General features: G+C 63.3%; 20 protein-coding genes. 13 read left to right on the top strand and 7 right to left on the bottom strand.

The genetic code is table 11. The annotated features are described in order from the left end of the window. Positions 1–81: 81 nt before the first annotated feature. Positions 82–1,431, bottom strand: coding sequence for an amidohydrolase (locus tag HAD_RS06645; RefSeq protein WP_035570101.1), 1,350 nt, complete (start codon positions 1,429–1,431; stop codon positions 82–84). Between the two features lie 206 nt (positions 1,432–1,637). Here HAD_RS06645 and murB point away from each other — a divergent pair, with 206 nt between their 5' ends. After that, the gene (murB, locus tag HAD_RS06640; protein WP_035571768.1) at positions 1,638–2,591 is read left to right on the top strand and encodes a UDP-N-acetylmuramate dehydrogenase; all 954 of its coding nucleotides are present in this window, start codon (positions 1,638–1,640) and stop codon (positions 2,589–2,591) included. On the opposite strand, the gene HAD_RS06635 is transcribed toward murB, so the two are convergent. Beyond that, complete coding sequence (locus tag HAD_RS06635) at positions 2,588–4,654, bottom strand: TonB-dependent receptor plug domain-containing protein (RefSeq protein ID WP_156942187.1); 2,067 nt, start codon at positions 4,652–4,654, stop codon at positions 2,588–2,590. The two genes, murB and HAD_RS06635, sit on opposite strands and share 4 nt — an antisense overlap. Positions 4,655–4,907: 253 nt before the next feature. Between HAD_RS06635 and HAD_RS06630 the strand changes: the two genes are divergently transcribed. From HAD_RS06630 to HAD_RS06605, 6 genes are all read left to right on the top strand, one after another. Then, positions 4,908–5,816, top strand: a complete 909-nt coding sequence (locus HAD_RS06630) for a D-alanine--D-alanine ligase (RefSeq protein ID WP_035570099.1) — start codon at positions 4,908–4,910, stop codon at positions 5,814–5,816. After that, positions 5,804–6,670: a cell division protein FtsQ/DivIB gene (locus HAD_RS17855; protein WP_051595988.1), complete on the top strand. Its 867-nt coding sequence runs from the start codon at positions 5,804–5,806 to the stop codon at positions 6,668–6,670. Before HAD_RS06630 ends, HAD_RS17855 begins: the two co-directional genes overlap by 13 nt. Continuing rightward, entirely contained in the window at positions 6,670–7,962 is a 1,293-nt protein-coding gene (ftsA, locus tag HAD_RS06620) for a cell division protein FtsA (RefSeq protein ID WP_035570097.1), read from the top strand. Before HAD_RS17855 ends, ftsA begins: the two co-directional genes overlap by 1 nt. 92 nt (positions 7,963–8,054) lie before the next feature. After that, entirely contained in the window at positions 8,055–9,506 is a 1,452-nt protein-coding gene (gene ftsZ, locus HAD_RS06615; protein WP_035570095.1) for a cell division protein FtsZ, read from the top strand. Between the two features lie 179 nt (positions 9,507–9,685). Next, positions 9,686–10,618, top strand: a complete 933-nt coding sequence (lpxC, locus tag HAD_RS06610; protein ID WP_035570094.1) for a UDP-3-O-acyl-N-acetylglucosamine deacetylase — start codon at positions 9,686–9,688, stop codon at positions 10,616–10,618. Between the two features lie 150 nt (positions 10,619–10,768). Further along, positions 10,769–11,599, top strand: coding sequence for an outer membrane protein assembly factor BamD (locus HAD_RS06605; protein ID WP_035570092.1), 831 nt, complete (start codon positions 10,769–10,771; stop codon positions 11,597–11,599). Positions 11,600–11,611: 12 nt separating this feature from the next. On the opposite strand, the gene ligA is transcribed toward HAD_RS06605, so the two are convergent. Both ligA and HAD_RS06595 read right to left on the bottom strand, forming a co-directional pair. Continuing rightward, entirely contained in the window at positions 11,612–13,717 is a 2,106-nt protein-coding gene (gene ligA, locus HAD_RS06600; RefSeq protein ID WP_035570091.1) for an NAD-dependent DNA ligase LigA, read from the bottom strand. Continuing rightward, entirely contained in the window at positions 13,714–15,402 is a 1,689-nt protein-coding gene (locus tag HAD_RS06595; protein ID WP_035570090.1) for a DNA repair protein RecN, read from the bottom strand. Before HAD_RS06595 ends, ligA begins: the two co-directional genes overlap by 4 nt. Before the next feature lie 166 nt (positions 15,403–15,568). Here HAD_RS06595 and HAD_RS06590 point away from each other — a divergent pair, with 166 nt between their 5' ends. Together HAD_RS06590 and HAD_RS06585 are read left to right on the top strand one after the other, a co-directional pair. Next, positions 15,569–16,354, top strand: coding sequence for an SDR family NAD(P)-dependent oxidoreductase (locus HAD_RS06590; RefSeq protein WP_035570089.1), 786 nt, complete (start codon positions 15,569–15,571; stop codon positions 16,352–16,354). A 16-nt stretch (positions 16,355–16,370) separates the two neighbouring features. Further along, positions 16,371–17,057 carry an SDR family oxidoreductase gene (locus tag HAD_RS06585; protein WP_035570088.1) on the top strand — a complete coding sequence of 229 codons (687 nt, stop codon included), beginning with the start codon at positions 16,371–16,373 and terminating at the stop codon, positions 17,055–17,057. Positions 17,058–17,063: 6 nt separating this feature from the next. Here HAD_RS06585 and HAD_RS06580 read toward each other — a convergent pair whose 3' ends face one another. Beyond that, positions 17,064–17,477: a tautomerase family protein gene (locus HAD_RS06580; protein WP_035570087.1), complete on the bottom strand. Its 414-nt coding sequence runs from the start codon at positions 17,475–17,477 to the stop codon at positions 17,064–17,066. A 116-nt stretch (positions 17,478–17,593) separates the two neighbouring features. Between HAD_RS06580 and HAD_RS06575 the strand changes: the two genes are divergently transcribed. After that, a complete protein-coding gene (locus HAD_RS06575; protein WP_051595986.1) occupies positions 17,594–18,388 on the top strand; it encodes a helix-turn-helix transcriptional regulator in 795 nt (264 codons plus the stop codon). Here HAD_RS06575 and HAD_RS06570 read toward each other — a convergent pair. Further along, positions 18,385–20,196, bottom strand: a complete 1,812-nt coding sequence (locus tag HAD_RS06570; protein WP_035570086.1) for an aminopeptidase P family protein — start codon at positions 20,194–20,196, stop codon at positions 18,385–18,387. The two genes, HAD_RS06575 and HAD_RS06570, sit on opposite strands and share 4 nt — an antisense overlap. A 201-nt stretch (positions 20,197–20,397) precedes the next feature. Here HAD_RS06570 and HAD_RS18545 point away from each other — a divergent pair, with 201 nt between their 5' ends. After that, positions 20,398–20,574 (top strand): hypothetical protein, encoded by a 177-nt coding sequence (locus HAD_RS18545; protein ID WP_156942186.1) that lies wholly within the window; start codon positions 20,398–20,400, stop codon positions 20,572–20,574. Positions 20,575–20,720: 146 nt separating this feature from the next. On the opposite strand, the gene HAD_RS06565 is transcribed toward HAD_RS18545, so the two are convergent. Then, positions 20,721–21,578: a 50S ribosomal protein L11 methyltransferase gene (locus HAD_RS06565; RefSeq protein ID WP_035570085.1), complete on the bottom strand. Its 858-nt coding sequence runs from the start codon at positions 21,576–21,578 to the stop codon at positions 20,721–20,723. Positions 21,579–21,696: 118 nt separating this feature from the next. Here HAD_RS06565 and HAD_RS06560 point away from each other — a divergent pair, with 118 nt between their 5' ends. Beyond that, entirely contained in the window at positions 21,697–21,993 is a 297-nt protein-coding gene (locus HAD_RS06560; RefSeq protein WP_051595985.1) for a TM2 domain-containing protein, read from the top strand. A gap of 93 nt (positions 21,994–22,086) precedes the next feature. Further along, on the top strand, positions 22,087–23,703 hold the full coding sequence (locus tag HAD_RS06555) for a class I adenylate-forming enzyme family protein (RefSeq protein WP_035570084.1): 1,617 nt from the start codon (positions 22,087–22,089) through the stop codon (positions 23,701–23,703). Position 23,704: the final 1 nt, after the last annotated feature.

The raw sequence follows: 23,704 nt of genomic DNA, 5'->3' as shown, positions 1-23,704 counted from the left end.
AAATCAGAAGGGCGCCCCGATACGGAGGCGCCCTTTTCTTTTCATCAGTGCACAATGCAAGCAGGATGCCCGCAACGCGGCCTAATTCTCCATGACGTTCATCACGGCCGTCGTCATGGCTTTCACGCCGGTGCCGATTGTCGGCGCAGGGACCGGTGCGAAGAAGGGCGAGTGGTTGCCCGGGGTCCGCATGAAATCGATCGTTTTGCCGTTCTCGTCGAACAGGGCCGGGTCGTAGACGCCGACGCGGAAATAGACCGAACTGCTGAACGATTTCAGGAATTCGCCATAGTCTTCGCTGCCCGTGGTCGGCGCGGCAAACGTGACCTTGCCTTCCGGGAAGACCCGGCTCATCGCGTCCAGCGTGTTCTGCGACAAGTCAGGATCGTTGTAGACGGCCGTGCCGCCGCTGCGGATACTGATGTCTGCCTCTGGTGCCCCGGCCATGGAAACGATGGCATCTGCCGTGCGGCGGACGCCTTCCAGCAGCTTCTCGCCGACTTCCGGCTTGTACCAGCGGACGGTTCCGCGCACGCGCACAGAGTCCGGAATGATGTTGCCAGCCGAGCCGCCCTGAATGGCGCCGACACTGATCACACCGAATTCCTGCTCCGGCTTCTCACGGCTGACCACACTTTGCAGGTCTACCACGAATTTGGAGGCCATCATCACCGGGTCGATCGTGGTGCTGGGGCGCGAGCCGTGGCCGCCGACGCCATTGAACACGATGTCGAACCCGCCTGCATAAGAATTCATCTGTCCCTTCACGATCTGAACCGAATCATAGGCCGCAGGCGTCACATGCAGGGCGAAGCCGTAATCCGGCACGCCGAACTGGTCGAAAATACCGTCCGCCATCATCTTGCTGGCACCGCCGCCACCTTCCTCGGCAGGCTGGGCCACCAACATCAGCGTGCCCTTCCAGTCTTTCTTCATCTCGACAAGCGTCTGCGCCGTGGCGAGGAAAATCGCCATATGCGCATCATGGCCGCAGGCATGCATCACGTATTTGGGTTCGCCATTCCATTCCGTCTGCACCGTGCTGGCATAATCAAGCCCGGTCTTCTCCTGCACAGGCAGGCCGTCCATATCCGCCCGCACCATAACCAGCGGCCCCTTGCCATTCTTCAGGATGCCGACCACGCCGGTCTGACCGATACCTTCGGTCACTTCAAAACCAAGCTCTTTCAACCGTGCCGCAATGATCCCGGCAGACCGGGTTTCCTGCAGGCCCAGCTCCGGGTTGGCATGAAAGTCCTTGTAAACATCGACCCATTCATCGAGGTTTTCATCCACCATTTCGGACAAGGTGGATTTGAAGCGGCTGTTGATATCCGACGGTTTCGCACTCGCCGGTGCCGAGAACGTGGCCAGCACCATCAGGCTTGTGAGGCCCGCGCGGGCCAGACGTGTTTTCAGGGACAAGGACATGTCAGCAACTCCAATGCAGGTGACAGAAGGGAGGCACACTGGTTCAACAGAAGCTGCAACATGTCCAAGGGATTTGGGAAAAATCGCCCTTCGGGCATTCCGGTGCCGCTTTTTTCAGCGAGCCCACCCACAAGAGCCCCTCGACGGCAAAGCCGCGCCGGGGCACGCCGCTTGACTTCATGCGCAAGTCGGGAGAACGCCAAGGCATGACGGCATTCCCCCTCCCCCCCGTGCGCGGCAAGCTGATCGAGAACGCCCCGCTTGCCCCCTACACCTGGTTCCGCGTGGGCGGACCGGCGGACGCCCTGTTCCTGCCCGCAGACGAGGAAGACCTCGAAGCCTTCCTGAAGGCGCTTGATCCGGAGGTGCCGGTCACGGTGCTGGGCGTCGGCTCGAATGTCATCGTGCGCGACGGCGGCATAAGGGGGGTCGTGATCCGCCTGATGGGGCGGTATTGGGGGGACGTGGACGCGCTGGACGGGGCCCGCCTGTCCGCCCGCACCGGCGCACTGGACCTCTCCGTGGCGAAGACCGCTGCCACGAATGGCATACGCGGGCTCGAATTCCTGTCCGGCATTCCGGGGTCCGTTGGCGGCGCCACGCGGACGAATGCCGGCTGTTACGGCCGGGAACTGCGTGACGTTCTGGTCAGCCTGCACGGCTTCCGGCGCGACGGCACCCAGGCCGCCTATCGCGGCCCGGCCCATTCCGGCGACCTGCCCGAAGCCCATTTCTCCTATCGCCACACAGACCTGCCGGAAGACCTGATCGTCACCCGCCTCATCCTGGAGGGCACCGGGACGGATGCGCCGGACAAGATCCTCTCCGATATCGAACAGCTGCAGGCACGCCGCGCCGAGACGCAGCCGATCAAGGAAAAGACCTCCGGCTCCACCTTCGCCAATCCCGATCCGCCGGGAACGCCGGACCAGCGCTCTGCCTGGAAGCTGATCGACGCGGCCGGCTGCCGGGGCCTGAAAGTCGGCGGGGCGCAGGTCTCCCCCAAGCACTGCAACTTCCTGATCAATACCGGCGACGCGACCGCCGCAGACCTGGAAGCGCTGGGCGAACTCGTCCGCCGCCGTGTGCTGGAAACACAGGGCGTGGAACTTCGCTGGGAAGTGCGCCGCATCGGGCAGCTTGCCAGCGAAACCGCCTAGAGCGTTCCGCGCAATTCAAAAACGGCGACCGGGCCAAAGCGGCGATTGCGGTCTTCGATCGATGCGAGCGGGCCCAGCCTGTTGGTCTCGTAAATCTCCCGCCGGAAATTGTCTTTCTGGTTCAGGAGGTTCCCGATCCCCAGCATGGCCGTCAGGCCGAACACATTCTTGTGCTCGACAAAGGCATAAACGTAACCGGGTGTGGAGTTTTGCACGCCCTGCTCGGCAAGCTGGTAATACAGGTTATCTTCGAATTTCTCCGCAAAGATACCCCAGGTCCAATCCGTGTCCGGAACATCCTGCCGGAACTCCATGTTCACATAGTATAGTTGGCTGTCATTGAATCGGCGGACCTCACCGGTCAGCGGATCGGTGACCTCGGAATCATACACTTCGGCGAAACTCGTCAATTCGCCGCCGGGAATGCCCAGTCTGTCAAAACTGAGCGTTGTGTCGAGTGTCATGCCGAATTCCCACGCCGTGTCGAGATTTCCCGGCCCGTCGCCGGTGCCGAGCGGAACACGGTCGACGATGTCTTCAATGTCGGAAAAATAGGTGTTCAGCGTTGCTGCTCCCCAGGCGCCGAAATCCTTCTCCGCCTGCAGGCTCCACTTCCAGGCCTGTTGCGGCACGATTTCGGCATTGCCGGAATTGCCATTGTCGGCATTGAGGTTCACCGACGAAACAAAGTCGAAGAAATCCAGCTGGCCGACTTCCCGGTCCAGCCGTGCCGTCAGCTTCAGCTTCGGATCGGCCTGCCAGGACAGGCTGACAAAGCCCTTCGGCCGGGTGAATTCCCGCGCATTGGTATTGTCGCCCGATTGCGTGAGCTCCGAATATTCCGCCCCGAGAGAAACCTGCAGCCGCAGCGCCTCCGTCAGGGCGCGCCCATGCGTGATGGCCGCTTCCCAGCGGGTCTCCTCAACGCGGGAGTTCGCACCCGGCAAAGGAATGATCTCGAAGGGCTGGCCGTCCCGGGCAATGCTCAGCCCGGCTTCGGCTTCGAGGAAGTTGAAGGCATTCTCGACGGAGACCTGCCAATCGCTTCCCTGCCCCGCTGCCCAGGCATATTCGCCCCGGCCGATATATTCGCCTTCATCCACGGTCTGGCTGAAGCGGGTTTCGGTCAGGTCCGTTCCGTCCACCGCGCCGATAAGGACCGAATCATTCACCGGGCTGTTTTCGCGCCGGATCAGCCCGATCGCCTTCAGGCGTCCCGGCCCGAAGCCGAATTCATAGTCGCCTCCGAACTCGGCATTCCACTCGTCCTCTCCGCTCAGGAAAAGGCGTCGGCCTTCCAGCGCATCGACCGGGAAGGTCTTCGAAACTTCCTTCCGGTCGAACTGATAGATGCCGACCTGCCCATTGAGGTTCGCCACCACACCGCTCGGCGGTGTCCAGGAGAGCGATCCGGACACGGATGCATTGTCGGCAATATTGGTCAAATCTTCCTTGCGGCGTTCCAGCAACGCACCATCCGCCGAGGTGATGGTTTCCCATCCTGCATGGGCGCCGCGTTCCGGCAGGCTGCTTGCCTCCACGCTCCAGTTCAGGCGTTCGCCGCCGCCGGACAGGGCGACCACACCCTCATGGAAGTAGGGCGTCAGGTTTTCCCGGAAGCGGGATTTCCAGCGCCAGGTGCCGGACATGCCCCCTTCCCCGTCGGTCGTGACATTCACCACCTGCCCGGACAGGCCCGGAATATCCAGCATGGTGCCGTCGACCACTTCGATCCGGACAACCCGCGTGGCGGAAATCCGCCCGAGCGTCGCTTCGGCCCCGTTTGATTTTCCGGAAACCCGCTGGCCATTGATCAGGACATTGCCACTGGCCTGGCCAAAGCCGCGCGATCCGTCATCGTCGCCCTGGATGGAAAAGCCGGGAATCCGGTTCACCATGTCCAGCGCGGTTTGCGGATTGTATTGCGCGAAATCGGCGGGCGCATAATCGATGCCGGCAGATGCGGGCGAGCCGGCGTCAGGCTCGGCCATGGCTGGGATTGCGGTAAGACTGGCTGCCGTCAGGGCGGCAAAACTCGACAATAGGGTATGGCTGACAGCCACGGGGCGCCTCCTGCTTCTTCGCTTTCGTGAAGAGAAACCGGCGCCCCCGCCAGCGACTCATCTTTCCGTTATTCAATATTGACTACTGTTGTAGTCAGTCGAGCGCAATAGGCTACCGAGATGACTTTTTCGTAATCTTCGCCCTGCCGCCGGATTGCCTCGCTTAAGCCCCTATTCACCGGCACCAAGCAGAAAAGACGATTGAACGCCGGGGGCGCGGGTCGAGCGCCGCCGGGCAGGAAGGACATTCAGAATGAAGCGCGTGGCAGTGATCTATGGCGGCTGGTCCTCCGAACGGGAGGTCTCGATCTCCTCTGGCACGCAGATGCTGCGCGCGGCTGAGGCTGCCGGCTATGACGCGGTCGGCATTGATGCCGGCCGGAACCTGGCCGCCCAGCTGACTGAGGCAAAGCCGGATGTGGTGCTGAACGGTCTACACGGACCGTGGGGCGAGGATGGCTGTGTGCAGGGCCTGCTGGAGATCATGGACGTGCCCTATTCCCATTCCGGCGTGCTGGCCTCTGCCCTGGCAATGGACAAGCTGAAATCGAAAGCCGTCTACCGTTCCGCCGGCCTGCCGGTGGCCGAGGACAAGCAAGTCACCCGGGCCGAAGCCGCCGCCGCCCACGCGCTGGACCCGCCTTACGTGATCAAACCAGTCAATGAAGGCTCCAGTTTCGGTGTCCTGATCGTGCGCGAAGGCACCAATGGCCCGCCGCAGGACCTGCTGGACGAGAGCTGGCATTATGGCGACTACCTGATGGCCGAGGAGTTCATTCCCGGCCGGGAACTGACCGTCGCCGTGCTGGGCGACCGGCCTTTAGCCGTGACAGAGATCACGACCTTAAGGGACTATTACGATTTCGATGCAAAATATTCAGCTGGTGGATCACGTCATGTGATCCCGGCAGACGTGCCTGAGCACATCACCGCCATGGCGATGGATTTCGCCGTGCGGGCACATCAGGTCCTTGGCTGCCGGGGCGCGACACGATCCGACTTTCGCTACGACGACAAGAGAGACCGGCTCGTGATCCTAGAGACCAATACCCAGCCCGGCATGACGCCCACCTCACTTGTCCCCGAACAGGCCGCTTTCGCAGGAATGTCCTTCGAAGAACTGGTCGCATGGATGATTGAGGACGCTTCATGCCGAAGATAAGCCGCAACCAGCCCGCCAAGAAACGCAAACGCGAACCGGTCACCTTTGTCGATGAGGTGACAGGCGAGGAAGTCCGCGTCTCGTCCGTCCTGTTCGGTTTCGTCATGCTGATCGCCATCATCGTGGCACTCGCGGCCTGGATGGGCGGATCCATGTCGCAGATCGAAAGCCGGTTTGCCGGCTTCATGGACGACACGGCCCGGATGGCCGGCGTCTCCGTGAACGAAGTCTCCGTGCTGGGGCTCGAGCAGGACCCCGGCCTGCAGCAGGAAATCCGCGCCGCCGCCATGATCGAGCCGGGCGAGAACATGTTCCGCGCCGATCCCTACATCATCCGCCGCCGCGTTGAAGGCACACACAAGGTGCTGAACGTGCGCGTGCACCGTCTCTGGCCAGACCAGGTTGTCATCATCGCGGACGCGGCCGAGCCCGTGGCCGTCTGGCATGACGGCAAGGAATGGACTGTTGTGGACGGCCTCGGCCGGGTCATCCCGGACGAACGCGCCGGCGATCATCCCGATCTGGTCCGCGTCGCCGGGCGGGGCGCACCGGAGGCCGCCCCTGCCCTCGTCAATGCGCTGGCCGACGCCCCGGACGTGACCGGCGACCTTGCCATCGCAACCCGCATCAACGACCGCCGCTGGGACATGCGCCTGATTTCCGGCGCCACGGTCCGCCTGCCGGAGGATGTCGAACTGACCGCCGCCCTCGGCCGCCTGACCGACCTGCAGGTGCGCACGGCCCTGATGCAGCGCCCGCTGAAAATGATCGACCTGCGCAATGCCGGCCGCGTCTATCTCGGCCCGGTCAACCCGCCGAACTTCAAGGCGCGTGAAATCGCGGCGCGGTCCTGATGGCCAATGCACAGTCCCGCCGTGCCCCGCGTATGGGCCGCTCGCAGACCGGCACGGTCGCAGCGCTCGATATTGGCTGCTCGAAGATCACCTGCCTGATCGGCCGCAATGACGGCGCCGGCCCGCGCAGCTTCCGCATTCTCGGCGCCGGGCGCCAGCAGTCGCGCGGTTTCACCGGCGGCACCATCACAGACATGGAAGGCCTGGAACGCGCCATCCGCCTTGCCGTGGAAGATGCCGAACGCGAGGCCGGTGAACAGATCTCCAATGTGATGCTCGGCATCACGGGCCAGAAACTGGCCTCCACGCTGGTCACCGCCCGCATCGACATCGGCGGGCGCGAGATCAACCAGAAAGACGTGCGCCGCATCCAGGCCCAGGCGCTGGGCAAGATGCCTGCCCGGGGCGAGGAAACCCTGGCCGCCTGGCCAGTCGCTTACCGGGTCGACGAACAGGAAGGTGTCCGCGAACCGCAGGGCATGTATGCCAGCGAGCTGAGCCTGCTGTTGTCGGTCGTCACCGCACCGAAATCCGTGGTGAAGAACCTCGTCGAATGTGTCGGCCGGGCGCATATCGGTGTCACGGCCCTAATCCCCTCCTCCATCGCCAGCGGAGCGGGCACGCTGATCGACGATGAAATCGAAAACGGCGCCATCTGTATCGATATGGGCGCCGGCGTGACGGCCGTCTCGGTCTACCTGAACGGTTCCCCGGCCTGGCTGGGCCTTGTTCCGGCGGGCGGGTCGCATGTCACCTCCGACCTCGCCCAAGGCCTCGGCACCACGTTCGCCGCTGCCGAGCGGCTGAAAAGCGTCTATGGCACCGCCAACCTCGAAGGCCCCGGCCTCGCCGAGCGGATCGAAGTGCCGCGCCTTGGCGATGACGGCCGCCTGCAGGCAGCCCGCATGGAACGCGGCCAGCTGGCAGAAATCATCGCCCCCCGGGTCGAAGAAACATTTGAATTCGTGCGGAAGACGCTCGATTCCAGTGGTGTACGCAAAGTACTCCCCCACCGGGTCGTGCTGACGGGCGGCGCATCGCAGCTGTCAGGCGTGCGCGACGTGGCCAGCCGTATCCTGCAGGCGCCAGTGCGTCTCGGCCGGCCAACCATCGCCGAATTTCTCGGCGAGACACTGGCAACGCCAGCTTTCTCCACAGCCTCCGGTCTGCTACTATACTCCGAGTTGGGGTTTGCGGACGCAGTAAGGGCAACTGCTTCGCGCCAGGACGGACCTGAGTCGAGAAGCGGCGTGGTGAACAAGGTGTTCCATTGGCTCGAAGAAAATTTCTGAGCCAATTTCACTCCACTTAACTGCTTCTTAGCCGCATCACGCCATCTTGCTCCACGGCAGGGGTCCGCAAGTAGAGTGAAGTGAGGGAAGCAATGAATTATGAACTGAAGCCCAGGATCCTGGTCTTTGGCGTCGGCGGAGCCGGTGGCAACGCTGTCGACAACATGATCGAGGCGAACCTGCAGGGCGTCGAGTTCATTGCGGCCAACACGGACGCGCAGGCCCTTTCACGTTCCAAGGCAGAGACGCAGGTCCAGCTTGGCCCGGTCACCACGTCCGGCCTCGGCGCAGGCGCGCAGCCTCAGATCGGTGAAAAGGCTGCCGAAGAATCCATCGACGAGATCAAGCAGCATCTCGAAGGCGCCCACATGGTGTTCATCGCCGCCGGCATGGGTGGCGGCACCGGCACCGGCGCTGCCCCGGTCATCGCCCGCGCAGCCCGCGAGATGGACATCCTCACCGTTGCCGTCGTGACCAAGCCGTTCGGCTTCGAAGGCAACCGCCGCATGCATGTCGCTGAAAGCGGGCTGGACCTGATCCGCAGCCATGTCGACACGATGATTGTGGTCCCGAACCAGAATCTTTTCCGTATCGCCAATGACCGCACGACCTTCGCCGAAGCCTTCCGCATGGCCGACGACGTGCTCTATTCCGGCGTGCGCGGCATTACCGACCTGATGGTCATGCCCGGCCTGATCAATCTCGACTTTGCCGATGTCAGCTCCATCATGCATGGCATGGGAACGGCGATGATGGGCATGGGCGAAGCCACCGGCGATAACCGCGCCCTTGAAGCGGCCCGCCAGGCCATCGACAATCCGCTGCTGGACGATATTTCGATGAAAGGCGCCAAGGGCGTGCTCATCAACATCACCGGCGGGTATGACATGACCCTGTTCGAGCTGGACGAGGCCGCCAACGAAATCCGCCGCGAGGTGGACCCGGATGCCAACATCATCCTCGGGTCGGCCTTCGACACCGAACTGGAAGGCCGCCTTCGCGTCTCGGTCATCGCGGCCGGCGTCGAAGCAGGCTTTGCATCCCGGCCGGCACAGCCCGACGAGGCGCAAGCCACTGTCCGCCAGCCGATTGCGGCGCCGGTTGAAGAGCCGGAGCCTGAAATGGAAGCGGAAACCGCTGAGCCCGAGGAAGCGGCTGTCGAGGAAGTGGCCGCCGAAGCCCCTGCCCCGGACGAAGACCGCCCGGCCATCATTACCCATCGCCCGGCCGCCGCCGAAGCGGAAACGGCCGCGGTGGAAGACGATCACTACCAAGGCGCAGAAGGAGACGAAGAAGTGTCAGCAGATTCCGTATTCTCCGCTCACCGCGACACGCCGGTTGCCGACAAGCCGAAAGCCGATCAGGGCGGATCCGGCTTTGCCAACCTGTTTGGCTGGCGCCGCAACACCCCGCAGGGCGAAAACGATGATGCCGCAGAGCCGGCCCCGATCGTGTCCTCGCCGGACGACCATCCGGAGCCCGCCCCCTTCGACGATGCGGACCTTGAGATTCCCGCGTTCCTGCGCCGGTCTGCCAATCACTGAACCGGCCCGCCGGAGACGTGAAAAAACAGTCAGGCAGGGTTAACCTGTTACATTAAAAATCCAATATAAACAGGGCCATATCTGATGATATGGCCCGTTTTGTAACACGGCGAAACAAGCCGTGTTTTGCCCCTTCCGCCCCCTGCCCCCACAAAGACATCCGTTGTCATGGGGCAGTTGTGAGTAGATTTAGCATGGAAATGCAGCAGACCATCGAGCGGCCCGCCATGTGCGCCGGCGTCGGCGTGCATAGCGGCGAGAAGGCCCGCCTGGTGTTGAAACCGGCCCCGGTTGGCACCGGCGTTGTGTTCCGCCGTACGGACCTTGGCCTGAAGAATGCCAGCATCCTCGCCCATGCTGCCAATGTCTCCGACACGCAGATGAATACGACGCTGAGCAATGAGGCTGGTATCTCCGTTGCTGTGGTTGAGCATCTTATGGCCGCTGTGTCCGGCCTCGGCATCGACAACCTTCTGGTTGAGATCGACGGTCCTGAAGTGCCGATCATGGACGGCTCCTCCGCCGTTTATTGCGAGCTGCTGCTGCAAGCCGGCCTTAAGCAACAGGCGGTCCCGCGCCGCCGCATCCGCATTCTCGAAACCATCGAAGTCGTCGACGGGCCGAAACGCGCGACGCTGTCCCCTTCAGAGGATAACCACCTCACGATGCGCGCGCGCATCGAATACGACAACAATGTCATCGGCGTGCAGCAGATGGCCCTGCGCCTCGCCCCCGGCATGTTTGCCCGCGATCTGGCCTTTGCCCGCACTTATGGCTTCGCCCGCGATGTCGAAATGCTGCGCTCCATGGGCCTTGCCCGTGGCGGCTCGCTCGACAATGTCGTCGTGATTGATGAGGACGACGCGATCATGAACCCGGAAGGCCTGCGCATCGAAGACGAATTCGTGCGCCACAAGATGCTGGACGCGGTCGGCGACCTCATGCTGGCCGGCGCCCCGATTGCCGGGGCCTATGATGCCGTGCAGCCAGGCCATGCGCTGAACAACATGCTGGTACGCAAGCTGCTGGAATCGCCGGAAGCCTGGTGCTGGGAAAGCGACGCGGACACCGATCTCGTCACCCGGACAATCCGCGCCGGCGTTGCGCTCTAGGCCGTTATCGCCGCGCTCCCCTAAAAAGCCTGTAAGACTCGCCCGCCTGAACCCGTTCAGGGTTTACGGCATGTGAAAGTTCCTTGGATTTCAGGCGGGGTTCGCGCTAATCAAAGGGCGACAAGAATTGCAGAAAGCGCGCCGGAGCCCATGAAGCCTTCCAAGCCCCTCGCCCTCGCCCTGATTGCCGTGGCTGTCAGTCTCACAGCCTGCCAGAGCCGGGAAAAGCGCCAGCGCGAACTGGCCTATGTCGAACGTCCGGTCGAGCAGCTCTACAATCAGGCTGGCCGCGAACTGGACAGCCGCGATTTTGAGACCGCGATCCTGCTGTTCAACGAAGTCGAACGCCAGCATCCCTATTCCGAATGGGCCCGCAAGGCGATGGTGATGACGGCGTACGCCCACTATGAGCGCCACAATTATGACGAGGCCATTTCCGCGGCGCAGCGCTACATCTCGCTCCACCCCGGCGGCAGCGAGGCGGCATACGCCTACTATCTGATCGCCATCAGCCAATTCGAACAGATCGTCGATGTCGGCCGCGACCAGGGCATGACCGAACAGACCAAAGCCTCCCTGCAGGACGTGCTGCGCCGTTTCCCGAACAGCGAATACGCCCGCGATGCCGAGGTGAAGCTGGATATGGTCAACGACCAGCTGGCCGGCAAGGAAATGGAAGTTGGCCGCTGGTACCTGCGGTCCAACCAGACGCTCGCCGCGATCAACCGGTTCCGCACCGTTGTGCAGGACTACGACACGACCTCGCATTCCGAGGAAGCGCTCTACCGCCTTGTCGAGGCCTATCTCTCGCTGGGCATGCGCCCGCAAGCGACCGAGGCTGCCGCAACGCTCGGCTACAACTATCCGGATTCTGACTGGTACAAGATGGCCTACAACCTGATGACGTCGGAAGGCGTCATGCTGGATACGTCGGCGCCGAAGCGCACCCTGCTGCAACGGCTGATCCCCGGCGGGAAGTAACCGGCAGGCGGCTCACGCGCCGCCGATCAGATCAAACCATTCATCCTCGGTCATCGTCTGGATACCGAGCTCCGCCGCTTTCTTGAGTTTCGATCCGGCCCCCGGCCCGGCGACGATGAGATCTGTCTTCTTCGAAACAGACCCTGAGACTTTGGCCCCCAAAGCCCCGGCCCGGGCCTTTGCCTCATCCCGCGTCATGCGTTCCAGCGTGCCGGTAAAGACGATGGTCTTTCCCGCAACCGGGCTGTCAGACGCCGCCTTGGCTTCATCCTCGATTGTCAGTTCCGAGAGCAAGGCAGCAAGCATCTCGCGATTGTGCACCTCGCGTTCAAAATCGCAGAGCGCGTTGACCGCCGTGGCGCCGATGCCGTCAATACCGGCCAGCGCCTCCCAGGCTTCGCTGCCCTCCCCCTCTTCAGCGGCGGACACCACAGTCGTCCAGAACGCGTCCCACGCCAGGAAGGTCCGCGCGAACAGCTGAGACGTTGTCTGGCCGACATGGCGGATGCCCAGCCCGTTGAGAAAGCGCGCAAACGGCACAGTCCGGTGCGCGTCTATGGCGTCGAACAGCTTCCGCGCCGAGACTTTGCCGAAGCCATCCCATTCTTCCAGCGGCGGCAGGCCCGCCGCCTCGATCGCCTCAGCGAGGCGGAAGATATCCTGCGGACCTTTCAGCACGCCCTTCTCGTGGAACAGCTGGATCTGCTTTGCGCCAAGGCCATCAATGTCCAGCGCCTTGCGGGAGACGAAATGCTTCAGCCGTTCCACCGCCTGCGCCGGGCAGACCAGGCCGCCCGTACAGCGCCGGCGCACGTCTTCCTCGCCCTTGGCATCGATTTCCCGCACGGCGTCCGATCCGCAGATCGGGCATTGATGCGGCATTGACCAAGTCGCGCCGCCGCCATCCTTCACGACACGGAGGACCTGCGGGATGACATCGCCCGCCCGCTGGACTTCCACCGTGTCGCCGGGCTTTACTCCAAGGCGCGCGATCTCGTCTTCATTGTGCAGCGTGGCGTTCGAGACGACGACGCCGCCGACCGTCACCGGCTGCAATCGCGCGACCGGCGTCAGAGACCCCGTGCGGCCGACCTGAATGTCGATTCCCAGCAATTCGGTGGTCGCCTTCTCCGCCGGGAATTTGTGCGCAATGGCCCAGCGCGGCGCGCGGGAGACAAAGCCGAGGCGCTGCTGCCAGTCCAGCCGATCCACCTTGTAGACAACGCCGTCAATATCATAAGGCAGGTCTGCGCGTTGCGTTTCGATATCGCGATAGGCGGCGAGCAATTCCTCTACCGTCCCGGCACGGATCATCATCGGGTTTGTCGAAAACCCCCAGTCCGCAAACTTCTCTACAGCCTCGTGCTGCGTCGCTGCGAAGGGCGCGCTTTCGGCGGCCCAGGCATAGGCAAAGAAACGCAGAGGGCGGGATTTCGTGATCCCGACATCCAGCTGGCGAAGACTGCCCGCCGCCGCATTGCGCGGATTGGCAAAGACCTTCCGCCCCGCGGCCTCTTCGCGCGCATTAAGGGCCGCGAAGTCCGGCTTGCTCATATAGACCTCGCCCCGGATTTCGATCACATCCGGCCAGCCCTTGCCGCCGAGTTTTTCCGGAATATCGTCCAGCGTGCGGGCATTGGCGGTGACGTCTTCGCCAACCTCGCCATTGCCCCGCGTGGCGGCGCGTTTCAGCCGGCCCTTTTCATAGGTGAGGCTGAGGGAGAGGCCGTCGATCTTCGGTTCCGCCGTGATCGCGACTTCCTCATCGGCGTCAAGGCCGAGGAAGCGCCGGATCCGGTCGGCAAAATCGCTGACGTCCTCATCCGAAAATGCATTGTCCAGCGACAGCATGGGCGCCGCGTGCGCCGCCTTGGCGAAGCCCTCATGCGCAACGGCTCCAACCCGGTCAGAGGGGCTGTCCTCCCGCTTAAGGTCCGGGAAACGGGTTTCGATGGCCGCATTGCGCAGGCGCGCGGCATCGTATTCCGCATCGGTCATCAGCGGGGCGTCTTCCTGGTAATACGCCGCGTCCGCCTCGGCGATCAGGCCAGCCAGGCGTTCAAGTTCGACCGCAGCCTCGTCGCGCGTCAGGTCTTCGACCGGGGTCGCCTCGCTCATGCATCCTCCAACAGCCTCCCGGCCGCTGCCCGTGCCTCTTCGGTAATCTCGGCGCCGGACAGCATGCGGGCAATTTCTTCCTGCCTGTCCGACTCATCTAGCCCGCGCAGGCGCGTGCCACCAGACTTGCTCCTGCCCTTTTCCACAAGCCACTGCGACCGCGCGGCCGCGGCGACCTGCGGGCTGTGCGTGATGGCGAAGACCTGCCGCGTGCGCCCCAGCCGGATCAGCCGTTCGCCAATCGCCGCCGCGACGGCGCCGCCGACACCCTGGTCGGCCTCGTCGAAGATCAGCGTGCCGGCGCTGCCCGCTTCGGCAAGGGCGCATTTCAGGGCCAGCGAGACACGGGCGAGTTCGCCGCCCGAGGCGATCTTGCGCAAAGGCCCAAAGCCCGCGCCGGGATTGGTCTCGGCATCGAACTCCACCCGGTCGGCGCCATGGGCCCCGCCGTCTTCGCCCAGCGGCGCAACAGACACGCGGATCACCGCGCGGCCGAGCTTCAATGGGGCGAGTTCCTTGGCGATGGCCTTTTCGAGCTGCGCGGCCGCCGCGGTCCGGGCGGCCGTCAGTTTCTCCGCCGCGTCATGCCAGGCGGCATTGGCAACGCTTTCGGCCTTCCGGGCGCGGATCAGGGCATCCTCGCCGGCTTCAACCAGGTTCAGCCGTTCCTGCAGGGTTTCCAGCACGTCCGGCAGCATGTCGGGGTCGACCATATGCTTGCGGGCCACCGCCCGGAGCGCAAAGAGGCGGGCTTCGGCGGACTCCAGCGCGCTCGTGTCATGCTCGACCAGGCTTTCGAGTGCGGCGATGGCGGCTTCCGCCTCCCCCGTTTCGATCAGGGCCCGTTCCAGCGCTTCGGCGGCGGAGCGGGCGGCATGGGCCATCGGGTGATCGGCGCCATCGAAGCCCGGCAGGCGGCAGATCCGCTCGGCCGCGCGGGAGGCTTTCGACAGGGCCGTCTCGATCTCGGCATCGGCGAGCGCCTCTTCCGCTTCGGTGATGGCCTCTGTGACGCGCTCGGACTGCATCAGCCGCGTGCGGGTTTCCGTCAGGCTGCCCGCCTCCCCGGCCTGCGGGGCAAGCGTGTCGAGCTCCTCCACCGCGCCGGCCAGCCATTCCCGCGTGCGCAGGGCTTCCTCGGTTTCAGCCTCCAGCCGTTCCCGTGTCTCACGCGCTTCGACCCGCGCCGCATGGGCCGCCGCGCACGCGTCCAGCAGGGCCTCATTGCCTGCAAACAGGTCCAGCATCTTGCGATGGGCGGACGGCCGCAACAGCGCCGAGGCGGCATGCTGGCCGTGGATCTCCACCAGCGTCTCGCCCGCCTCCGCCAGAAGGGCCGCGCTCACCGGCTGGTCGTTGATAAAGGCCCGCGCGGGCCCGCTGGCCCGCACGATACGTTTCAGGGTCAGCGTTTCATCCGGGCCAGCCTCGAAACCGTGCTCTGCCAGCACCTCCCAGACAGGATGGCCCGGCACGGCAGCAAATTCCGCCGCGACGCTTGCCTGCGCCGCCCCGGCGCGGACAAAGGCCCGGTCTGCGGCGGCACCCAGCGTCAAGGCGAGCGCATCGAGAATGATGGACTTGCCGGCCCCGGTCTCGCCGGTCAGCGCGGTAAAGCCGTTGCCCGGCTCGATATCGAGACGATCGATCAGGACGAAATCACGAATAGACAAAGCAAGGATCATGGAAACACTCCCAACTCTACGGAGGGTGTTCCTACCACGAGAACAAAAACAGAACAAATAGAATCTGCACGGACAGAATTTCCGGCAGTTTTTGTCTGGGGCCTCTGCCCGGCCACGCTTTCAGTATAGCCTGCCAAAAACGGCAAAATTCCGGGAGGCCTCAAACATGATCGATTACACAGGCAAGGTGGCGCTGATCACCGGCGGGGCGTCCGGCATCGGCAAGGCGCTGGCGATGGCTCTCAGCGAACGCGGCGCGGATGTCGTGGTGGCAGACATCCAGGAAGAGCTCGCCAAAGAGGTCGCCGCAAACCTTCCCCGCCCCGGCCTTGCCATCCCCTGCGATCTGTCAAAACCGGACGCATCTGCCCCGCTCTTGAAAGAGGCGTTTGACTGGAAAGGCCGGTTGGATCTCGTCTGCGCCAATGCCGGTATCGACCGGCACAAGCGGATGACGAAAGAGGATTTCGGGCCGGAGACGATGCGCATGTTCGAAGTGAACATGTTCGCCCCCTTCCGCGTGGCGCAGGCCTATGCCGCCGTCCTGACAGGCTCGGACGTGCGGGGGCGGCTGATGATCACGGGGTCTGAAAATTCCCTCAGCCTGCCGCACGCCGTGAAGCGTACCCATATCGGCGCATACGGCGCGACCAAGCATGGTGTGCTGATCATGGCCGAATGGCTGCGCGAGGACCTTGGCGGCGAACTGATGGATGTGCACGTGCTGATGCCGGGCGGGGTCTACACGCCGCTGATCGCCAGCGGCATTCCCGACCCGGCCATGATCCCCCCCGAATTCAATGTCATCATGCCGGAGCAGTGCGCCGAAATCGCCCTGAAAGGCCTGGACCTCGGCCTGTTCTACATCCCCACCCATGCCCATATCGGAGACGACATCCGCCCCCGGTTCGATGGTGTGCAGGATGCGCTGAAGCAATTGGGCCTGACATAATCTGGAATGAGCTGACATGACGACCATACTGATCACCGGCGCCAATCGCGGCATTGGCTTTGATCTCGCCCGCGCAGCCCTGAACAAGGGCTGGCAGGTCTATGGCAGCGTGCGGACCGAAGCGCAGGCGGAGCAAACGGCGGCCGAACTGGGCTCCGGCTTCACGCCGCTCGTCTTCGACGTGACGGACCGGACGGCCGTGTCTGCCGCGGCCGCGTCGCTCGATGCGCCCATCGACATCCTGATCAACAATGCTGGCACGATCGGCCCGCCGGATGCCGACCAGACCACGCTGAACATGGATTTCGGCGGCTTTGCCAGGACATTGGAAATCAACACGCTCGCGCCGCTGGCCGTCGCACAGGCCTTCCTGCCTCATCTGCGTAAATCGGAGAACGGCCGTATCCTGACCGTTTCCAGCCAGATGGCATGGATGGGGTATGCGAAATCCGACCGGATCGCCTACCGCGCATCCAAAGCCGCTGTGAACAAGGTGATGCAGGGCCTTGCGACAGACCTCGCGCCGGAAGGTATTTCCGTCTGCCTGATCGATCCCGGCTGGGTCCGCACGGACATGGGCGGACCCGGCGCGACCCTCTCCCCGGACGAAGTCGCGAAAGGGATTGTTGCGGTCGCAGACGGGCTCACCCTTGCCCGCACGGGCCGGTTTATCGAGTGGACCGGGAGAGAGCGGGAGTTCTAGCGAAAGCTAGTCGCCCCCACTCATCCGCGCGTCCGTGCCCGTCTCCTTGTCCACCCGGCGGCCATGGGCCCACCAGTTCTCGAAATTGGTCTCGATGATACTCATGCCGAGGTCCTCGCGGCGGAGGCCGGGAGATTTCACGAGATTGTCCGCAATCGTCTCGAACAGGCGCTGTTTCACAGCGGCCGGCCGGGCATTGAATGACAGCCGGATCATCAGGAAGTCCGGGCTGCGCGGCATACCGAAATAGTTCGGGTCAAAGATGTAGTTCTCTTCTTTTTCCAGTTCGTGCGTGACCTGGAAATAATCGTCTTCCGGCAGGTTCATGACCGACATCATCGCCTGATGGATGCTTTCCGAAACAGCCGCCCTGTAGGCCTTGTCTTTCCCGGAACGCATCCAGACTTGAATCATTGGCATGGGATTTTCCTTTCTCTTTCGACCCGCAGTTGACGGATCGTTTATCGAGACTAGGGTGAACGCCATGCCGCAAACAGGACTAGGATTATCATAGGATAAAATAGGCCCACCCTGAGATGCAAACGACGACGCCCGCCCCTCTGCGCCACGCCCGCAACGAACTTGGCCGGTTCCTCCGCTCCCGGCGCGAGGCGATCCGGCCGGAGACCCTTGGCCTGCCGGAAGGCGGACGGCGCCGCACGCCGGGGCTTCGCCGCGATGAGGTGGCCGAGCTCGCAGATATTTCTGTCGACTGGTACATCCGGCTGGAACAGGGGCGGCCGGTCACACCGTCCCGGCAGACCGTTGACGCGATTGCCCGGGCCTTGCGGCTCGACATGGTCGAGACGGCGCACCTTTACGCCCTGTCGGGTATCGCCCTGCCCCAGGCCGCTAGTGACGAAATTGTTCCGTCCACTGTGCAGCGCATGATCGACCGACTGGCCCAGCCAGCTTACATCACCAACAGGCTGGGCGATGTGCTGCACTGGAACCTTGCAGCCGATGCCTTGTTCGGGTTCGGCGATGTTGGGGAGGCAGACAGGAATGTCTTTATCGGCATGTTCCTCCGCCCCGCCTCACGCAAGCTGTTCGGGACGGGCTGGGAAGCCGAAGCAAAACGCATGCTGGCCGAATTCCGGCCCGTTCATGACATCAACGCCGCCGATCCCCGCTTTGTGAAGCTGACGGGCCGGCTTCAGGCAGAGAGCGCTTTGTTCGCAAAATGGTGGCGCCAGCATGGCATCAAGGCCGGGGGCGCCGGGCGCAAGACGCTCTACCCGCCAGGCGGCGGCAGGACGAAATACGAATATGTCGCCCTTCAGGTCATCGAAAACCCGGCCCTCAAGACCATTATCTATTATGCCGTCTAGATCCGCTTCGTGGCCTCTTTCAGCCAGGCTTTCGCATCGTCCGGCAGTTTGCGGTTCAGCCGTTTCCAGACGAGCTTGTGATAGTCGTTGACGTATTTGCGCTCTTCCTTGGTCAGCAGCTTCACGTCGATCAGGTCACGCGCAAGCGGGGCGAAGGTCAGGCATTCAAAGCCGAGCATGTCGATCTCGCCGCCTTCGATGGGCGCTGGCGGCGTGATGTATTGCAAATTCTCGATACGGATGCCGTACTGCCCTTCCCGGTAATAGCCGGGCTCGTTCGAGACGATCATGCCCGGCATCAGCGGCACGGCGTTCCAGGCCTTGGCGATCCGGTGCGGGCCTTCATGCACGCCGAGATAAACGCCGACGCCATGGCCCGTGCCGTGCTGGTAATCGAGCCCGGCCTGCCACAGCGCATGACGCGCCAGCACATCCAGATGCGTGCCCGTCGTGCCCTCCGGGAAACGCACAATGGCCAGCGCGATATGACCTTTCAGCACGAGCGTATAGTGGCGGATCATGTCCGCCGTCGGCTCACCGATCGGCACGGTGCGGGTCACATCCGTCGTCCCGTCCGGATACTGACCACCGGAATCGATCAGGTAGAGCGAGCCGAGCTCCAGCGTCCGGTCGGAGGCTTCCGACACGCGGTAGTGCGGCAGCGCGCCATGCTCCACGGCGCCGGAGATGGACGGGAAAGACAGATCCTTCAGCGAGTCATATTCGTCGCGGAAATTCTCCAGCCGGATCGCCGCTTCGATCTCGGTCACCTTCCCGCTCTGCCCTTCGGTATCCAGCCAGTGCAGGAAGCGCGTCAGCGCCACCCCGTCGCGGATGTGCGCAGCGGTCGTGCCCTTGATCTCCGCTTCGTTCTTGCAGGCACGCGGCAGGGCCACAGGGTCGCGCTGGCGCACGATTGTCCCGCCGGCGGCTTCTACCGTGTCGAAGAACCAGGCCGAAGCAAGGTCCGGATCGAGACTGACGGTCTTGCCGGAAAGTTCGCTCAGCCCTTCGTCGATGTCAGACAAAGGACGGACGGTGACCGTATTGCCGAGATGCTTGCGCAGTTTCGGCGAGACCTTGGCCTCGTCGAGGAACAGGTCTGCGGTGCCGTCCTTGTGCAGGATGGCGCGGCCCAGCGGCAGCGGCGTACACATCACGTCCCCGCCCCGGATGTTGAATGCCCAGGCCAGCGAAGACGGCGAGGTCAGCACGGCCGCATCAATGCCGTCTTCTTCCAGTGCCTTGCCGATGTCTGCGCGTTTTTCGTCATGCGCAACGCCGGCATATTTCACGTGATAAGGCGCGACCTCCGCCATCGGCTGCGGCGGACGGTCCGTCCAGGCTGTGTCGATCGGGTTTTCGTCCACGGCGACCAGCATGGCGCCGGATTTCTTCGCCGCGGCCTGCAGCAGCGCCACATCATTGGGGCTCATCAGGCGCGGGTCATAGCCGACCGTCTTGCCACGCAAGTCCTGCTTCGCCAGCCAGCCGAACGCGCCCGGCTCCGGAATGGCTTCCCGGTCCCACAATTCCGGGGCCGTCTGGTCGGCCGCCTGAATGGTGTAGCGCCCATCGGCGAAGATCACGGCCTTGTCGGTGAAGACGAACGCAGACCCGAACGAGCCGGTAAAACCCGACACCCAGGCCAGACGCTCGTTCGCGTCCGGCAGGTACTCGTTCTGGTATTCGTCGTCGTGAGGCACGTAAAAGCCGTCGAGGCCCATGTTTTCAAGTGCCTTGCGGAGCAGCGGAAGGTGCGCGCGCCCGTCCTGGGGGCCGCCCTTGATATCGAAGGTTTGTCTCATGGCGGAGTCTTACCGCTGCGCCTGCCTTGAGGAAAGCGCATTTGAGCTATGCATTTCAGCATGCACTTTTAAAGACTTTGCCTCTTTTTTGTTTACCTCTGAGGCATATATGGCGGCCCTCCGATGTCATTGTTCCAGAAACTTTGAGTTCGGAAAAAGAACGCACAAATAAAAATTGCAAGAACAACGAAAGCAAAACTGATGAACACCGACCTGACGACTTCCACCCGCACCGACGCCGACGACATTCGCGCTCCGGAAGTCAAAGACATCACCCGCGCCATCATTGCCGGCGAAGCCGTGCAAATGCCGGTGAACCGTCCGCGTATCCTGGCCCGCCGCATGGCCCGCTGGTCGCGCCGCGCCACCCACGCCTGATCACCCTGATCTCTTCAGAGATCTTTAGGGCCGCGCCCTCACCTCCTGAGCCGGCCCATCCCTGAGTGTAGCGTACCCTTCTCCCGCCCATCCTTTCCGGGATGCGGCGGGAGATTTTTATTTGCGCGCAGGGTTCAGGTTCGGCTTCAGTCCCGCTGGCGCATGACCAGCGTCGACCAGCCATCCTTTCGGATACGGCGCTCGAACAGGATGCCATGGCCTTCAAAGGCCTGGCGCACCTGGCCCGCCTGATGGTGCAGCAGACCTGACAGGATAACTGTGCCGCCGGGCGCCGTGAGACGCGCGATCTCCGGTGCGAGGCCGATCAGCGGCTTCATCAGGATGTTGGCGAACACGGTGTCATAGGGCGCCGCCGCGCGGATACGCGGATGGTTCGCGCCCGTCACATGCATGGCGGTAAAGCCCGTCACATTGTTCTTTTTCGCGTTCTCGTTCGCCACGGGCACGCTGTCGAAGTCGATATCGGTGCCGAGCGCCATGCTCGCCCCGGCCTTCAGGGCTGCGATCGCCAGCACGCCCGACCCCGTGCCGAGGTCCAGCACCTTGCCGATGGCACGGCGGCGGCGCACCCCGTCCAGCGCCAGCAGGCAGCCAAGCGTCGTGCCGTGATGGCCCGTGCCAAAGGCCGGGCCCGCCTCGATCAAGACGGCGATCTTGCCCGGTGCATGCCGGGCGATGGCATGACTGCCGGCGACGAAGAACGGACCCGCAGAGACCGGCGGCAGGCCTTCAAGTGACATCGTCACCCAGTCGCGCTCGATCACTTCTTCCACCCGCGCATTCAGCTCCGGGCTGGTCTCCGCGATGATGGCGACGCAGGCGTCCGCGTCGTCCTGCGTCTCCGCGAAGGCGTCGAGGCGCCAGACGCCCCGCCCGTCTTCCTTGCAGTCCACTGCGCCTGCAGGCGACGGGTCTGCCCATGCCAGGGCATCCCATGCTGCTTCCACCGGCGCCCGCGCGCCTCTTGCCGATATCTGGTACATCAGCGGCGCTTAGCAGGGCCTGCGCCCGGGCTCAATAACGCATGTTTTTTGCCGCTGCCCTTGGAATCCCGCCGAACCCGACATATATTGTTATTCGATAAGAAGGAGACCCCGGGCCATGAGCCTCACGACCGACGACATGATCCTGATCGAGCAACGCGTTGCCAATGAGCGCAAGAGCGCTGGCGCGGCTTACCTGCTCTGGTTTTTCCTCGGATTCCTGTCGGCCCATCGCTTCTATCTGGGCAAGCCGATCAGCGCGATCCTGCAGATCCTGTCCTATTTCATTCTCATCGGTTTCGTCTGGTGGGTCCTGGATTTCTTCCTGATCCCGTCGATCATCGAAGACGATCTCGACAACAAGCGCGCCCGCATGGCCGGATACCTGCGCCGCCACGGACATTACGCCTACTAGGTGAAACCGTTGCACCTGCATCAGAAACGCCCGTAGCGGCGCGGATATTTTGCCTGTAACGTCCCAAGACTGAATGAGTGTTGGGAGGCACGCATGTACCAGGTTTCGCTGACGGAATCCTATTTTCCGGCTCACGGAGGCCCCGAACCGGCCCCACGTACAATCGGGGACATGCTGCGCGCCTCGACCGCCCGCAAGCCTGACCAGCCCGCCCTGAAAGCGCTGGACTATGACGGCAGCATCGTTCGCAGCTGGTCCTATTCCGAACTCCTGTTCGATGTGGAACGCCTCGCCCGGGCCCTCGCCAACCGCCATGAGGAAGGCGCCCGCGTCGCGGTCTACGCCAACAATGTGCCCGAATGGGTGCTGCTGGAACTGGCCTGCGGCCTCGCCGGCGTCATCCTCGTCACGGTGAACCCGGCCTATCAGAAGCGCGAACTGAAATACGTGCTCGAACAGTCCCGGTCCGAAGCAATCTATTATGTCGCCGATTTCCGGGGCAATCCGATGCAGCAGATCGCAGATGAAGTCTGCAACGAAATCCCGGCCATCCGCCACCGCATCCTGCTGACCGACCGCGCGGCCCTGTTCGACGGCGAAGACAAAGGCGAATTGCGCAATCCCGGCCCGCGCGACCCGACACAGATCCAGTACACGTCCGGCACGACCGGCTTTCCCAAGGGGGCCCTGCTCCACCACAACGGCCTCGTCACGAATGGGATCGAGGCCATGAAGCGCGCCGGTGTGAACCAGGGCGATGTCTTCGTGCACCATATGCCTCTCTTCCATACGACCGGCTGCGCCATTCTCGCACTGGGCGGCCTCGGTGTTGGCGCGACCATGCTGCTGGCACCGGTTTTCGATCCGGCCATGGTCGTGAAGGTCATGGAGCGCGAGCGGACCCGGTTCATTCTCGGCGTGCCGACCATGCTGGTCGCCCTGATCGAGGAAGTGGAGACATCCGGACGCGACGTTTCCTCCACCCGGCGGATCATGTCCGGCGGGTCGATGGTGCCACCGGAACTGTGCCGCAAGGCCCGTAAAGTGCTCGGTGCCCCGATCCAGATCATCTATGGCCAGACCGAAACCTCCCCTGCCCTGACACAGGCCTGGTATGAAGACAGCGAAGAAGATCTGACCCAAACCATCGGCCAGCCTGTGCCGTATACGGAAATCTCGATCCGCGACCCGGCCACCAGCGAGGTGATGCCCATCGGCGAACAGGGCGAGATCTGCGCCCGCGCCTATTCCGTCATGCTCGGCTACAATGACAATCCGGACGCAACCGCTGCCACCATCGACACCGACAACTGGCTGCACACCGGCGACCTCGGCCGCATGGATGAACGCGGCTATGTAAAGATCACCGGCCGGGTGAAAGAGATGATCATCCGCGGCGGCGAAAATCTGTTCCCGGCAGAGATCGAGAATGCCCTGCTGGAACACGAAGCGATTTCCGAAATCGCCATTGTCGGCATTCCGGACGAGAAATGGGGCGAACAGGTCGCCTGCTTCATGCGCGGCAATTCAAAGCCGCGCCCGGACGATGCGGAACTCAAACGCTTCATCCGCGAGCGCCTGTCACCGCAGAAGACACCCGCCTACTGGATCTGGGTCGACGGCTGGCCCCTCACCGGCTCCGGCAAGATCCAGCGCTTCAAACTCGCCGAAGCCTTCGAAGAAGGCGCCTACACCGATCAGGTGGAGTAGG

It is taken from the genome of Hyphomonas adhaerens MHS-3 (genome assembly GCF_000685235.1).
Taxonomy (GTDB): Bacteria; Pseudomonadota; Alphaproteobacteria; order Caulobacterales; family Hyphomonadaceae; genus Hyphomonas; species Hyphomonas adhaerens.
This window is presented reverse-complemented; position numbering and strand designations above follow the sequence as displayed.